Origin of the sequence: Planomicrobium sp. YIM 101495 (assembly GCF_009707665.1) — a bacterium.
GTDB lineage: Bacteria > Bacillota > Bacilli > Bacillales_A > Planococcaceae > Planococcus.
In genome coordinates this window covers 166,310-180,620 of the sequence record NZ_WLZW01000002.1, presented here as the reverse complement: position 1 = coordinate 180,620, position 14,311 = coordinate 166,310, and the positions used below count along the sequence as shown (strand labels likewise).

The 14,311-nt window shown below is 52.6% G+C and carries 14 protein-coding genes; 6 read left to right on the top strand and 8 right to left on the bottom strand.

Features of this window, described 5'->3' with window-relative positions; all coding sequences use genetic code 11:
* The first annotated feature begins 21 nt into the window (after positions 1–21).
* From GIW82_RS10200 to GIW82_RS10190, 3 genes are all read left to right on the top strand, one after another.
* Positions 22–1,074, top strand: a complete 1,053-nt coding sequence (locus tag GIW82_RS10200) for a YkvI family membrane protein (protein ID WP_154749844.1) — start codon at positions 22–24, stop codon at positions 1,072–1,074.
* Between the two features lie 108 nt (positions 1,075–1,182).
* A complete protein-coding gene (locus GIW82_RS10195) occupies positions 1,183–2,340 on the top strand; it encodes an acyl-CoA dehydrogenase family protein (protein ID WP_154749843.1) in 1,158 nt (385 codons plus the stop codon).
* Positions 2,341–2,345: 5 nt separating this feature from the next.
* Positions 2,346–2,621: a DUF3219 family protein gene (locus GIW82_RS10190; RefSeq protein ID WP_154749842.1), complete on the top strand. Its 276-nt coding sequence runs from the start codon at positions 2,346–2,348 to the stop codon at positions 2,619–2,621.
* 49 nt (positions 2,622–2,670) lie between these two features.
* On the opposite strand, the gene GIW82_RS10185 is transcribed toward GIW82_RS10190, so the two are convergent.
* Positions 2,671–2,952 (bottom strand): DUF3006 domain-containing protein, encoded by a 282-nt coding sequence (locus GIW82_RS10185; protein WP_195914024.1) that lies wholly within the window; start codon positions 2,950–2,952, stop codon positions 2,671–2,673.
* Complete coding sequence (locus GIW82_RS10180) at positions 2,931–4,001, bottom strand: MBL fold metallo-hydrolase (protein WP_154750026.1); 1,071 nt, start codon at positions 3,999–4,001, stop codon at positions 2,931–2,933. Before GIW82_RS10180 ends, GIW82_RS10185 begins: the two co-directional genes overlap by 22 nt.
* A gap of 91 nt (positions 4,002–4,092) precedes the next feature.
* Here GIW82_RS10180 and GIW82_RS10175 point away from each other — a divergent pair, with 91 nt between their 5' ends.
* Positions 4,093–4,362 carry a hypothetical protein gene (locus GIW82_RS10175; protein WP_154749840.1) on the top strand — a complete coding sequence of 90 codons (270 nt, stop codon included), beginning with the start codon at positions 4,093–4,095 and terminating at the stop codon, positions 4,360–4,362.
* 170 nt (positions 4,363–4,532) lie between these two features.
* Here GIW82_RS10175 and GIW82_RS10170 read toward each other — a convergent pair whose 3' ends face one another.
* The 6 genes from GIW82_RS10170 to glgB are packed head-to-tail and all read right to left on the bottom strand — an operon-like array spanning position 4,533 to position 13,182.
* Positions 4,533–5,342, bottom strand: a complete 810-nt coding sequence (locus GIW82_RS10170) for an SDR family oxidoreductase (protein WP_154749839.1) — start codon at positions 5,340–5,342, stop codon at positions 4,533–4,535.
* A gap of 13 nt (positions 5,343–5,355) precedes the next feature.
* Positions 5,356–7,728 carry a glycogen/starch/alpha-glucan family phosphorylase gene (gene glgP, locus GIW82_RS10165; protein ID WP_154749838.1) on the bottom strand — a complete coding sequence of 791 codons (2,373 nt, stop codon included), beginning with the start codon at positions 7,726–7,728 and terminating at the stop codon, positions 5,356–5,358.
* Positions 7,729–7,737: 9 nt separating this feature from the next.
* Complete coding sequence (locus GIW82_RS10160; RefSeq protein WP_154749837.1) at positions 7,738–9,159, bottom strand: glycogen synthase; 1,422 nt, start codon at positions 9,157–9,159, stop codon at positions 7,738–7,740.
* Positions 9,156–10,169 (bottom strand): GlgC family sugar phosphate nucleotidyltransferase, encoded by a 1,014-nt coding sequence (locus GIW82_RS10155; RefSeq protein WP_230309359.1) that lies wholly within the window; start codon positions 10,167–10,169, stop codon positions 9,156–9,158. The genes GIW82_RS10160 and GIW82_RS10155 overlap by 4 nt, the downstream gene beginning before the upstream one ends.
* Positions 10,170–10,177: 8 nt before the next feature.
* Positions 10,178–11,323, bottom strand: a complete 1,146-nt coding sequence (locus GIW82_RS10150) for a glucose-1-phosphate adenylyltransferase (protein WP_154749836.1) — start codon at positions 11,321–11,323, stop codon at positions 10,178–10,180.
* 8 nt (positions 11,324–11,331) lie between these two features.
* Positions 11,332–13,182, bottom strand: a complete 1,851-nt coding sequence (gene glgB / locus GIW82_RS10145) for a 1,4-alpha-glucan branching protein GlgB (protein WP_154749835.1) — start codon at positions 13,180–13,182, stop codon at positions 11,332–11,334.
* 215 nt (positions 13,183–13,397) lie between these two features.
* On the opposite strand from glgB, the gene GIW82_RS14905 reads away from it, so the two are divergent.
* Together GIW82_RS14905 and GIW82_RS10135 are read left to right on the top strand one after the other, a co-directional pair.
* Positions 13,398–13,979, top strand: coding sequence for an SCO family protein (locus tag GIW82_RS14905; protein WP_370456198.1), 582 nt, complete (start codon positions 13,398–13,400; stop codon positions 13,977–13,979).
* Positions 13,976–14,305, top strand: a complete 330-nt coding sequence (locus GIW82_RS10135) for a hypothetical protein (protein WP_154749833.1) — start codon at positions 13,976–13,978, stop codon at positions 14,303–14,305. The genes GIW82_RS14905 and GIW82_RS10135 overlap by 4 nt, the downstream gene beginning before the upstream one ends.
* The last annotated feature ends 6 nt before the right edge of the window (positions 14,306–14,311 follow it).

Below are 14,311 nucleotides of genomic sequence, written 5' to 3'. Positions count from 1 at the left end.
CGCTCATTAGGAGGATTTTTCATGAAACAAAGTCTGAAGGTCGGAAGCGCTTTCATCGGAATCATCGTCGGTGCCGGTTTTGCTTCGGGACAAGAGATTTTGCAATACTTTACGAGCTTCGGGATCGCGGGTACGATTGCAACCTTTATCTCGACTGTTTTGTTCGCTTATTTAGGGATGAATTTGACCCGTTTAGGGAGCCGTTTGCAGACCACTTCGCATAAAGAAGCGATTTACCGCATAAGCGGAAAGTATTTTGGTATTTTAATCGATGCGATCATCATTTTCACGTTATTCGGCGTCGGCGTCGTCATGATTGCCGGAGCCGGTCCGATTTTCTCGCAGCAGTTCGGCTGGTCCGCTGCACTCGGCAGTACTGTCATGGCGCTCTTGATTATTTTCACAGTCATGCTGAACGTTGACAAAGTCGTCACGATCATCAGCAGCATCACTCCCTTTTTGATTGCCATGGTCATCTTGCTTTGCATCTACAGTATCGCGACATTCGATTCGGCAATCGCAGTACTTGACCCGATTGCAACAGCGCAGACGTCGGCCGTGTCCAATCTGTTCGTCTCAGGAATCAATTATGTTTCCTTCAACATCGCAGTCGGCGCCTCGATGTCGCTCGTCATGGGTGGCACGATCGAAGACGAGAAAGTTGCGGCGCGCGGCGGACTCATCGGTGGACTCGTCCTCGGGATCATGATTCTTTTGAGCCACTTCGCCATCTTTTCGAAAATCGACGAAGTCGGGACGTCCGAGATGCCGATGCTGCAAATCGCAAGCAACTTGTCGCCTGCGCTCGGTGTCATCATGTCCGTCATTTTGTTCGGGATGATTTACAATACCGGCGCGAGCATGCTGTATTCATTCACCGCCCGCTTCGCAGAACAAGGAACGAAGCAGTTCCGGATGCTCGTCGTGATCGTCGGCATCTTGGCATATGTATTGAGCTTTGTCGGATTTACCGGGCTGGTCAGCTTCTTCTATCCGCTCATCGGCTATTTAGGATTGTTCCTCGTCGTGGCGCTCGTCATCGCGGACATCCGAAAAACCCGGAAAGTCGCTTAACTGCTTTCCATGCTATTCACCGGGCCTCTTCGCAGGCTCCGGTGATTTTTTTGTGGTACGTTTAAAGGAGTTAGTTTAAAGGAGTTAGTTTGAAGGAGGAACAGCTGGATGGAGACATTTATCAAGACTGCCGCACAGAAGCGGCTCGTAGCGGACATCCGGGGGTTGCGTGAAGCGTTCGAGAAGCGCGAGCCTGAATTGGATCAGCTCGGTTCATTTCCGCACGACAATATAAAAGAGCTGAAAGCAATCGATTATCATACATTGACCTTGCCAAGAGAATACGGCGGACAAGGAGCCGGCCTTTACGATTTCATTCTCGGGCAGGAAGCCATTTCGGAAGCGTCTGCCGAAACAGGCTTATCGATTGGCTGGCATACCGGTATCTTGCTCGAGTTCGCCGAAAACCGCCACTGGGAACCTGCTGCTGCGAAGGGTTTGCTCGAGTCGATTGCGCGAGGTGCGCTCATCAATACTGCTGCCACCGAGCCGAACGCCGGAAGCCCGATGCGCGGCGCCTTGCCGCGGACAACTGCTGTCTTGAACGGCAATCACTACGAAATCAACGGCCAGAAAACATACACGAGCATGGCGCCGGCACTCGACTTCTTCCTTGTCACTGCGACGGTCGAAGAAGAGCACGTCATGACGTTCATCATTCCGGCAGACACACAAGGAGTCAGCATCCAGGAAACGTGGGATTCCCTCGCCATGCGCGGTACGGCGAGTCACACACTTGTTATGGAAAATGTACGTGTCCCGGCCGGAGCTGTTTTGAAAACAACTCCAGGTGCGCCTCCCGCTAAAGGCTGGCTCCTCCATATCCCTGCCTGCTACGCAGGAATCGCAGGTGCAGCGAGCAGACAGGCCATCGAATTCGCAGCTTCGTACGTTCCCGCATCACTCGGTAAGCCGATTGCCGAAACATCGCACATCCGCCAGTTGATCGGTGAGATGCAATTGGAGCTGCAGACAGCGCGCCACTTGCTGTACGGAACGGTCGAACGTTACGAAGCCGCACAAAATAAAAGCGCGATGGCCGAAGCGCTTGATTTGACCAAGATTGCTGTGACGAACGCTGCAATCAACGTCGTCGACAAGGCGATGAAAGTCGTTGGCTCACGTGCGTTATCCGCAAGTCACCCGATGCACCGCCATTTCTTGAATGTCCGCGCGGGCCTGTACAACCCGCCGATGGAAGACATGATCAAGAGCCGTCTAGCAGGCGAAGTGATCGCTGCCTTCGGACCAAAAGTGAAGGAGTGAGTCCGTTGACAATTGAAATTTGGTTGAACGACCGCAAGTTTGAGGCAGTAACATTCGAGCAGGAAACGAACCCGCCAAAAATCCGATTCGATTTCAAAGTGACGAGTGAAGAGTACCACGACGTTGCTGTGCTCCTTTATGAAATGGAGTTCCAGGTCCGCGTCCCAGACCGTGAGTTTGCCTTCATTGGTCGCATCACGAACTACATCACCTCTCGCACGAATCTATACGAGCCGGGGAACGTTGCAGACTACCATTTGGAATTGACTGCAGTCGAGTGATGTCCCGATTGAATAAGCAGCATGCGCAAATTTTGCACATGCTGCTTATTTATTTTCGTTTGAAACGGCTTGTGGCTGACCGACTTCTCAGTTTTGCGAGCACAGAATCCACCCGTTCCTGCTGGTGTTGCTCAGCGCTTCGGTCCAGTTCAATTGAGACGATTTCCCCTTGCCATAAGTCGATGCGGAACCAAGCACCCACTTCGCTTCCTGCTGGCAAAGCATGCAGCGAGATGCTGAGTTCCTTCTGCACATCTTCCAGTAAAATCACGGCCGTCGTGCCATTTTCGATTCGGTCGAGTGTCCCCCTCATCTTGATCCCTCCAGACAAGCCAGTCCTTGTGTGTGGATAGCTTCCAATTTTCCAGCACCAATGCCTTTCACACGCGTCAGCTCTTCAAGCTTATCGAATGGACGGTCAGCGATAATCGCTTCCGCGAGCGATTCACCGATGCCGTCAAGCTGCTGCAGTTCCGCTGTCGAAGCAACGTTGAGATCCAAGCAGCGATTTTCCCCTTCTGTCACGAGCCCTTCCGATTCGGTGGTGATTTCGTACGTTTTGCCATCGGTCGTGACTGTGATTGTGCCGTTGACATCCGTTCCGTAAACAGTGGCTCCCTCGTTTTCAGTAGAGGCGATCACTTCGGCGTGCGGATGACCATAAGAATTCCCGGCACCTGCACTGTAAATCGCAACTTCCGGCGTCACTGCACGCAGGAAGTCCGTGCTTGTCGAAGTGTTCGAACCGTGATGCCCAAGGTGCAAAATATCAGCGTCCAGCTTTGCGCCGGCTGCAATCATCGCTTTTTCACTTTTCACACCGGCATCACCGGTGAACAAAAAGCGGACGTCTCCGTAAGTCATCCGTAAAACAAGTGAGTCTTCATTCGCATCACCCGTCAGCTGTGCAGGGTGGAGCACCTCGATCTTTAAGTCACCGATTTCGAACTGATCTCCTGCAGTCGGTTCTTCATAAGCAGCGCCTGACTTCTCGATGCCTTCTAAGACGCGGAGAAATGTTTCGGACGTGCTCGTATTGCCAGACATCCACACTTCATCGACTTGGAAGCTCTCCAGTACTTTGCCGAGCTGGCCGATGTGGTCGGCATCCGGGTGGGTTGCGATAGCGACATCGATCCGCTCGATTCCCCGTTTATCCAGCGCCGTGATGACATCGGAGGCATTCCAATCGCCGGCATCAATCAACAGCGTATAGCCGTTAAATTCCAGTAACGTCGCATCCGCCTGGCCGACATTCAAGTAATGGACAGTCAACCCTTCAAGCGCCTGCTTCTGTTGTTGTTTCTCTGGACCTGCAGCGCCCATGCATCCTGCCAAAAAGGTAAGCACTAGCAGCAACAACAGCACTGCCATCGTCATTTTTTTCACGGCGTTCCCCTTCTTTCTATAGGGAATTTTAGCATATGTATGGTAAGATGAACAAAACCATCCGCAGAAAGGACGTGCCCGTGTGGAAGACTTGATGAAACTGATGCTTGCCGAATTACAGGATTTCCGTAAAGAGACAAACCGTAAATTGGATCGCTTGGAAGCTGGACAGAATGAGTTAAAAGACATCATGCGGCACCATTCAGCCTTGACTGCAGAGAACCTGACCGATATCCGGCTGGAAGTGCGCGGCCGACAGCGCGACGTGGAAGCCGACGTCAACTTGCTGTTCAAAGAGCTGGAGAGCGTCAAGCGCCAGACGAATAAGATTGACCACATGTTCCGGATCTGAAAAGACAGGAGCGGCTGCCACCGTTCCTGTCTTTTTTAGTTGTATGATTCATAGTGGATTTTTTAACCGGCGTTCTGGGACGATAACCGTTATTCGTCGGTCGATAACTTGCATTGCCGGGTGGATAACCGGCGTCCATCGCCATTTAACTCGCATTCGTCCAAAAACACTCAGCTCGACATGAGATCGCCGCCGTTCATGTGCAGGAACTGGCCGGTCATGTAAGTATTTTGCGGATCCGCCAGAAAGACGAACGCCTTGGCCAGTTCGTATGGCTGGCCTGGCCGTCCTGCAGGCACATCTTCCCCGAAATCGTCCGCCACATCCGGATTCAAGTGCCCGAACGTTTTCGGGATGAGCGGCGTCCAGATCGGGCCGGGTGCGATGCCGTTGACCGCGATTTCTTCTCGCACGAGACGCATGGCGAGTGAGCGGGTCATCGCTACCATCGCGCCGTTCGCCCCGGCATAATCGATCAGATCCGAATGGCCGCGATATGCATTGATCGAAGCGGTATTGATGATCCTTGCGCCTTTCTTCAAATGCGGCAATGCCGCCCGCACCATATAGAACATGGCGAACGCCTTGATTTCGAATGTTTTCAGCAGCTGCTCATCAGTGATGTCGAGGGGGGACGTTTGCGGATACTGGAAGCCGGCGTTATTGACCAAGATGTCGAGCTGGCCGAACTGCGCAAGTGCAAAAGCGACCAACGCATCGCAATTCTCGGATTTCCGGAGGTCGCCGCTCAATGTTCTTGCTTCCCCGCCGTATTTCTCGATAAGCGCAAGTGTTTCCTGCGCTCCTTCATCGTCATCCATATAGCTGATGACGACTTTCGCACCTTCTTTTGCATAAGCGATCGCTGCCGCTTTCCCGATGCCGCTGCTGGCACCTGTGACAATTGCGACTTTTCCTTTCAAGACGCCGCTCGCTTTATACCCTTCAAGATCCGTGTTGTGAAAATCCTGTTCTGCCATCCAGACGCCTCCTTTACACTTTTAAACGGAAACGTCCGAGATCCCAGACGTCATCCGAATATTGCTGGATCGTGCGGTCGCTCGAGAAGATGCCTGAGTGCGCGACATTGGTCCAAGCCATTCCCTGCCAGGCAAGCTGATCTCCATAAGCTTCCACCATCCTTTCGTGGGCTAGTGCGTAACTGTTCAAGTCCCGCAAGACGAAGAACGGGTCCTCTTCTGCGCCCAATTGCCGTATGACCAATTCCGCATTGGCTGCCCCGTCCGACAATTCTCCCGCTTCCAACTCTGCAATGAGCTGACGAATCTGCGCGTCTTCCTCCAGCACTTCTGCCGGCCGGTAATCTCCTTCGGCTTCGAAACGCATGACTTGTTCTGCCGACAATCCGAAGACGAATGCATTGTCTTCACCGATCGCTTCAAAGATTTCGACATTCGCACCGTCGACCGTGCCGAGCGTCAGTGCTCCGTTCATCATGAATTTCATATTGCCAGTACCAGACGCTTCTTTGGACGCTGTCGAAATCTGCTCGCTCACTTCCGCTGCTGGAATCAGCTTCTCCGCATGGCTGACATTGTAATCTTCGATGAAGACGACATGAAGATACTTTCTAGCGACCGGATCGCTGTTCACCTGCTGTGCGACCGCATGGATCATCTTGATGACTTGTTTAGCGAAGTGATAGCTCGGCGCCGCCTTCCCCCCGAAAAAGAACGTACGGGGATGCGGGCGGAACGTGGCATCATTCCGAATGCGATCGTGCAGCATCCGCACGTGCAAAATGTTCATCAGTTGTCGCTTGTAACCGTGGAAACGCTTGATCTGGATATCGAAGATCGAGTCCGGATCGATTGCATTGTCTCCTGCCGCCTTGACCGCCTGGATCAATTGGTTCTTCTTCAGCCGCTTGACTGCCTGAAAGTCCCGGAGCAACGCTGTGTCCGCTCCGTAATGCGCAAGTTCAGCCAAACGCTCCGGCTCGCGCTTCCATTGATCACCGATTGACTCCGTAATCAGCTCCGTCAGTTCCGGATTCGCTTGGATCAGCCAGCGGCGATGCGTGATCCCGTTTGTTTTGTTATGGAATTTTTCAGGGAAGATTGCATAAAGCTCCTTCATTTCACGCTTCTTCAAGATTTCCGTGTGGAGGCTCGCGACGCCGTTCACTTTGTAACTCCCGACCACCGCCAGCACCGCCATTTTCACTTGCTTCTCATCCAGCACCGCCAGCTTGTGGCGTTCCTTCTCGTTCAGCCCTCCCGGCAGCGTCGCTTTGAAGCGCCGGTCGATTTCTTCGATGATGTCGTATATGCGTGGAACCAATTCCTTCAGCAGCCACTGGTCCCACTTCTCCATCGCTTCTTCCAAAATCGTATGGTTCGTGTAGGAGATTGTCCGGGTCGTAATCGCCCATGCGGCGTCCCACGTCAGCCCGTGCCCATCCATCAAGATGCGCATCAGCTCAGGGATCGCCATGGCCGGATGCGTATCATTGATTTGGATTGCGACATGTTCAGGCAGCTCCTTCACCGGAAATCCACCTTCGTTGAAAATGGCTTGGAGAGACGCGCTGCAAAGGAAATACTGCTGTTTCAGCCGGAGCAGCTTGCCTTCATCGTACGAATCATCCGGATACAGCCTGTCGGAGATTTCTGCCGTTGCGGCTTCATACTGCCCTTTGTCTACACCGACAGGCAAAGGCCGCCCGCATGGTTCGGCCTGCCAAAGCCGGAGCGTATTGACCGGACCACTATTGCCACCGACGATCGGCATGTCGTACGGCACAGCCTTCACCCAAATGGCATCTTCGTGTTCGACCGCGCCATCTTCATGCTTGATCAGCTTTCCGTAAAACGGTACTTCCACTGCTAATTCTTCGTGACGCACATCCCATTGGTCATGCTTTGTAATCCAGTGCACCGGACTTTCCTTTTGGAAGCCGTCTTCGATGTGCTGCGTGAACAGCCCGCCGCGGTAACGGATCGCGTAACCGTGGCCTGGCAGGCCGAGCGATGCGAGTGAATCCATGAAGCAAGCAGCAAGCCGGCCAAGTCCACCGTTCCCGAGTCCCGGATCGACTTCCTGCTCTTCGATCTCCTCCAGTGAAAAGCCGGCATCACGCAAGACATCGGATGCCACTTCGTAAGCTCCCAAATTAGATAGGTTCGACCTCAGCATGCGTCCCAGAAGGAATTCCAACGAGATATAATACAGCTGCTTCTCGTTACTTTCTTTGTAAAGCGCGTGCGTCATGTTCCGCCGCTCTTCCACGAACTCCTGCACGATCGATGCCATAGACGAATAAGCTGCAGCGTTGTCTCGTTTTTCCATTTGTCCGAACCGTTCCTTGAAGCGTTCCGTCAGCTCTTCTTTTGAATAGAACATCGCATTCCCTCACTTTCCAGTCATCTTCCGGTAAGTCTCTTCGTATTTCTGAGCGGACGATGTCCATGAATAATCCCCGCGCATTCCATTCTGCTTGATTGTCAGCCATTCTTCCGGCTGATCATACAATTGCAAAGCCCGTCGCACTGCGTCCAAGTAAGACTCTCCTTTTTCGAAATCGCTGAGGAAACCGTTGCCTGAACGCAAGTACGTATCGTATTCGATGACGGTATCCTTCAAGCCGCCTGTCCGGTTGACAACCGGGACAGTCCCGTATTGCATAGAAATCAGCTGGCTCAAGCCGCACGGTTCGAAATGGGACGGCATCAAGAAAATATCCGCTCCGGCATACACCAAATGCGCCACTTTCTCATCGAATCCGATCAAGCTGGCGGCACGGTCCGGAAATTGCTTCGTCAATTCCTCAAAGAAGTGCTCGTACTTCTCTTCTCCGGACCCGATCAGAACGAACTGGATCTCTTCGTTCGCGAGCAGCTCCGGTAATTCCGCCTGCAGCACATCGATCCCTTTTTGGCCGGAAAGTCTGGAAATCATCACAAGGAGTGGGACGTCACCTTTCTCCGGCAATCCGAACCGTTGCTGCACCGCCCGTTTATTAACCACTTTTTGCTCAATCGTCGTGAGATCGTATTGCCGCTCGACGGCCTTGTCCAAAGCCGGGTGATAAAAGGTGGTGTCGATGCCGTTGACGATACCGATCAAATCGTCTGCCCGCTCCTGCAACAAGCTTTCCAGCCCTTCACCGTAACGTTCCGTCAAAATTTCATCACGATAGCTTGGGCTGACCGTCGAAATGACGTCCGCATAAGCGATGCCGGTTTTCAGCGCATTGAAATTCCCACGCCATAATGTCTTTCCCTCCTCCATTCCGAGAGCCCCACTGACGACCGTCTTATCGGCGGCGCCTTGAAACTGCAAGTTGTGGATCGTCAACAATGTCTTCGTGGCGGAACGGAGCACAGTATAGCGGGGGTCTTCCGTTAACAGGAATGGAATGAGACCCGTATGCCAATCGTGCACGTGCAACACCTCAGGTCGCTCTTCGTCTAAAAGCAAGCGCTCAAGCACCGCACGGCAGAAAAACGCGAACCGCTCGCCGTCGTCTTCCTGGCTATATAATTGATCCCGGCCGAAATATTCCGGCTTATCAATGAACAAGTACGTGACACCGGCATCCTCGTATTGGAAAATGCGAGAGGTCTGCGCTTGTCCGGCGAAGTCAAACGTCACGCTCTGCTCTTCCTTCATCAACAGTTGCAAATCTTCCAGGATGACGCTGTAGAATGGTAGGAATACCGTCACTTCATTCCCGCTAGCCGCCAATTCCTTCGGCAGTGCACCGATGACATCTGCAAGTCCACCCGTCTTGGCGAAAGGGATACATTCCGAAGCAGCCATAGTGATCTTCATCGTTTTTCCTCCTTCATGATGTGCTGTCCTTTCCGAAGTACGATCGGATGTTCAGCCGTACCATGAAGTTCGACTCCGGGACCGATGACGACGTCTTTGTCCGCGATGACGTAGGACAGCTTGCAAGATTCTGCGATTTCGCTTTTCTGCATGATGATGCAATGCTCCAAGCGGCTCCCGCTTCCGATTTTCACCGCACGGCCGATAATGCTGCAGGAGACGGCCCCTTCAACCGTCGAGCCATTCGCCAAGAACGACTCCGTCACTTCGGCATCCGCCAAATATTGCGTCGGTGGTTCATCCTTCACTTTCGTCATGATTGGGCGTTCAGGCAAAAACAACGTCCCCCACCGCTGTTCATCGAGAAGCGCCATCGACTCGCGGAAGTAGCTCTGGACGGAATCGATGACCCCCACATAACCTGTGTACTCGTATTCGCTGTAGTGATATTCCGTTTTTTTCATGCGCACCAAGTCTTCGACAGACAGGATTTTCTTTTCCTTGAAATCCCGGAGCAGCTTCATCATCAGCTCCTTGGAGAGCAAATATGTGCGCAGCTTCTGGCCGCCCTTCACTGCTTCGGTGATATCCGCACCTGAACGGAGATGTGACGCAAGCATGTCACTGTAATCGAGCTGGCAGATCGTGAAACAATTGGTCACTGCCACATACGACTGGGAACTTCTCGCAAAGAAATCCTCATGTTCTGCGATGGCACCGAAATTTCCTACACTGTAGCGGCTGCGGTTGCGCTCCATCGGCGGCAGAAAAAACAAGCCATCCTTCTTGCGATCAAGGTCCCAGCTCTTGCCTTTCCCGATATGATCGAGCAACGAACCGAGTGGATGCGAAGGGAAAATCCCAATCGCTTTAACTTCTGAATTCACTAAGTTCGACAGGACGAAATCAACAAGCCGGTAGCGCCCGGCGAACGGGATGGACGCTTCTGTCCGGTATAACGTCAAGTCTTCGAGTCCTGCCAAATCCACGCCGGCATCTACAACTGCCATGACATTCATCACGACACACTTCCTTCCCATTCTTCGATCTGCTGCTCTGTCAGGAGCATGACTTCCTCCTGCGCTTTCTCGATCCGGAATCCATCCGGTACGTGAAAGCCTGGCGGAACGATGACACGGTGCAACTGCGCACCCTTGCCGACCTGGACATTGCTCATGACGACACATTCGGATAGTTCCGCTCCTTCACTGATCCGGACCGACTGGAACAGCACCGAACGTTTGACACTCCCGCCGATGACACATCCTTCGTTCGCAAGAGATTCCTTGATCTCCCCTGTTTTCGTCACGGTTTGCGGCGGCAATTGCGGATTGGATGAATAAATGCGCCACGCATCGTCGTGGAGATTCAATCCTTGCGTGCTATCCAGCAAGTCCATGTTCGCTTCCCAGTAGCTGTCGACTGTGCCGACATCTTTCCAATATCCTTTATACGGATAAGCGACCATCTTCGCGCCATCTTCCAGCATGAGCGGAATGACGTCTTTGCCAAAATCATGGGTAGACTCGGAATTCTCGTTGTCTTGCTGTAAATATTGTTTGAGTTTCTGCCAATTGAAGACGTAGACGCCCATCGAAGCCAAATTGCTTTCCGGGACTTCCGGCTTCTCCACGAACTCCCGGACGACAAATGATTCGTCCGTATTCATGATGCCGAAGCGGCTCGCCTCTTCCCAAGGCACTTCGATCACCGAGATCGTCACGTCCGCTCCGTTGTCTTTATGATGATCGATCATCAACTGGTAATTCATCTTGTAAATATGGTCGCCCGAGAGGACGAGCACCAGCTCCGGATCGTAACGATTCAAATAGGCGATGTTCTGATAAATCGCATTGGCCGTACCTTCGTACCAGCGCATGCCCCGCACTTCAGCGAAAGGCGGGAGCATCGTGACACCGCCATTCCGCTGATCCAGATCCCACGGCGTGCCAAGTCCGATGTAATGGTGTAGACGGTGCGGCTGGTATTGTGTCAGCACTCCCACCGTCTGGATACCGGAGTTCGTGCAATTGGAAAGCGGGAAATCGATGATGCGGTATTTTCCTCCGAATGGCAATGCAGGTTTCGCAATATCATATGTGAGCGATTTGAGGCGGCTTCCTTGACCTCCCGCCAACAGCATAGCAACCACTTCTCTTTTCATTACGCGCTTCAGCTCCTCTTCTGTTTCTTCCACACCATCATGCAAAATGCCGGTAACCCGGCTGTAATCGAATGCTCCTGGCCGTGTATATTCCCTGCATCCGTTTCGACCGGTGCTGGCATTCCCTCCAATTCTCCTCCGTACCGGGCACATTCCGTGACGAACACCGGCTCATAGCTGCCAGCTTCCAGAACTCCCGTCTGTATTCCCGGATAGTCTTGCGCCGAAAAATTGCAGATGATCACAAGCACTTCATCCGGCTCTATTCCGCGGCGGATAAAACTGATGATACCTTGTTCATGATTGTCTGCATCAAGCCACAAGAATCCTTCCGGCTGATCATCCAGCTGGAAAAGGGCCGGCTCTTGCTTGTAAAATGCCAGCAGCTCCCGCGTATAAGTAGCCGTTCGCTGATGGAGTCCTTGTTTCCGGGATACCCAATCCAGCTCCGGTTGAAGCAGCCATTCCTCTTCTTGTCCGAATTCCTGCCCCATGAACAACAATTTCTTCCCTGGGTGCGTGATCCAGAAGCCCAGGAATAAACGCAGCTGCCTGAAACGTTCCTCCTCCGTCCCGGGCATTTTTCCAAGCAATGAGCCAAAGCCACGCGCCACTTCGTCGTGCGACAATGCCAGCAGGTAACGCTCTTCATATTGGTACATGAGAGAAAACGTCAGTTGCCGATGCTTCGCCTGCCGGTGCTCCGGAAGTTCTCCCATATAAGCGAGCACATCATGCACCCAGCCGAAATTCCATTTGTAATCGAATCCCGTTCCTCCTTGCACCACTGACGTTGTGACATTTGGATGATCATTCGCATCTTCCGCGATTAACAGCACCCCCGGGTGTTGCGCCTTCAAAGACGCGGTCAGCTTTTGTAAGAAACGGTTGCCTTCCGCATTCCGTTCCTGTTCTTCGCCGTTCGGGACGAACAGTTGTGTGATGAGTGCATCCATCCGGAAGCCGTCAAACCCAAACACTGTCAGCCAGTAGTCGGCGCTCGACAACAGGAAACTCACCACTTCCCCTTTCCGGAGGTCGAAATTCATCGTCCCCCAGTCCGGATTCAGCCGCCGTTCTTCCCGCTCCTCTTCGTAAAGATGAGTACCGTTGAATTCAGCTAGTCCAAATAAATCGCTGCAAAAATGTCCAGGAATCCAGTCGAGCAGGACCCCTAGGCCGGCCCGGTGACAAGCATCGATCAAAAATTTAAGGTCAGTAGGTTCGCCGTAGCGGCTCGTCGGTGCAAAATACCCGGTCGCCTGATAGCCCCACGACTCATCGAGCGGATGCTCCGTCAGCGGCAAAAATTCAATATGTGTGAAACCAACATCCTTGGCGTAAGGGATGAGTTCTTCCGCAAGTTCGCAGTAATTGAGGAATGTGCCGTCGTCATGCCTTCTCCAAGTGCCCGCATGCAGTTCATAAATCGCCAGCGGCTGGTCGTACTGATGCCTTACCGTGCTCATCGATTCCTTGGCCACATCCAGTTCCGCATACACGATCGACCGCGTCTTTGGACGCCGCTCCGCCATCCGCGCATAAGGATCAGATTTATGCAGGACCGTTCCATCCGCTGTTTCGAACCGGTATTGATAGTGAGATCCGTCCAAACGCCTTGGCACAACTGCCTCCCAGATTGTCACATCATCCGGGAATTGTACCATCTTAGCGGTCAGTTCTTCCCCTTCGGCCGTTTCAACGAGTACGTCCGCTTTTACGATACTTGGCGCCCAAACAGTGAAGGTCGTCGTATCGCTCTTCAGATGTGCACCGAAATACCGGTAAGCGTCCCGCATCTCGCCTATATGGAATGCCGCTAAGCACTCTTTCGTCAAACGCTGATTCCCTTCTTCCATCCCTTCACCTCCGCAGTCTTCATACCCTTATATTCTGCGCAGCCAACCGCAATCCCTTGTATTCGTCCAGAAATAGGCCGGACAGTATACGTTCCGGACATTGTACACACATCCTGTTCGCTGTTTTTTCATATTTTTCTGCTTTGGCGTACTTGTTTGCGTCCTCGCTATGCACTACGCTAAGAGGGAAGCTCGACAAGAAAGGATGTGGAAGCGTGAGTAAGAAGATTCTACTAGCACTCATTGGTACGATCCTGCTTCTTTCCGGATGTGGCCAACAAATAGAAGATCCCTTGAATTGGGACGTGGAAGCATTTGAGTTCACTAATCAGGAAAACCAACCATTCGGCTCGGCCGATTTAGAAGGCGAAGTATGGCTCGCCGATTTTGTCTTTACGAATTGCGTGACGGTCTGTCTACCGATGATGGCGAACATGACCGAGCTACAGAAAGAATTGAAAGCGGAAGGATTGGACGTCAAGATCGTTTCCTTCAGCGTCGATCCTACGATCGATACACCAGATATCTTGAAATCTTACGCGGAAAATTACGGAGCGGATCTCGCAAGCTGGAACTTGCTGACGGGGTATTCTCCGGAAACGATCGATGAATTCGCCATCGCCAACTTCAAGGCGCCAGCACGTAAGCCGGTTGACAGCGACCAAGTGATTCACGGAACGCGCTTTTACTTGATCGATCAGAACGGTGTCGTCATGAAGAGTTACGAGGGGATTAACCCGCCGGTCGAAGACATTTTAAGCGATGCAGAAATCTTATTGGCGGCGAATGACGAATGACGAAAACTAGATGGATTGTCCTCTTAGTGACCGTCCTCCTCATCGGCCTTATCGCCGTGTTCTTCCTGCCGCGTGACAATGAACCAGCACCAACGAGCCGTGTCGTTCTTGAACACACGTACCGTACTTACTTGGCACCATCTTGCTTCGAGCTGGAAGACCCGACAAACTTCCTCGAAGAAGCGACACTCGCAGATGCCGTGGAACTCGGCTACCCGCCGAATTCCGACTGTACGCGTGAAGCATTCGAAGGCAATCGCGACAGCCCGTTCCAAAGCTTGATGAAAGAACTCGGGATCATGGACGATGACAAACCCGATTGGTGATTCATT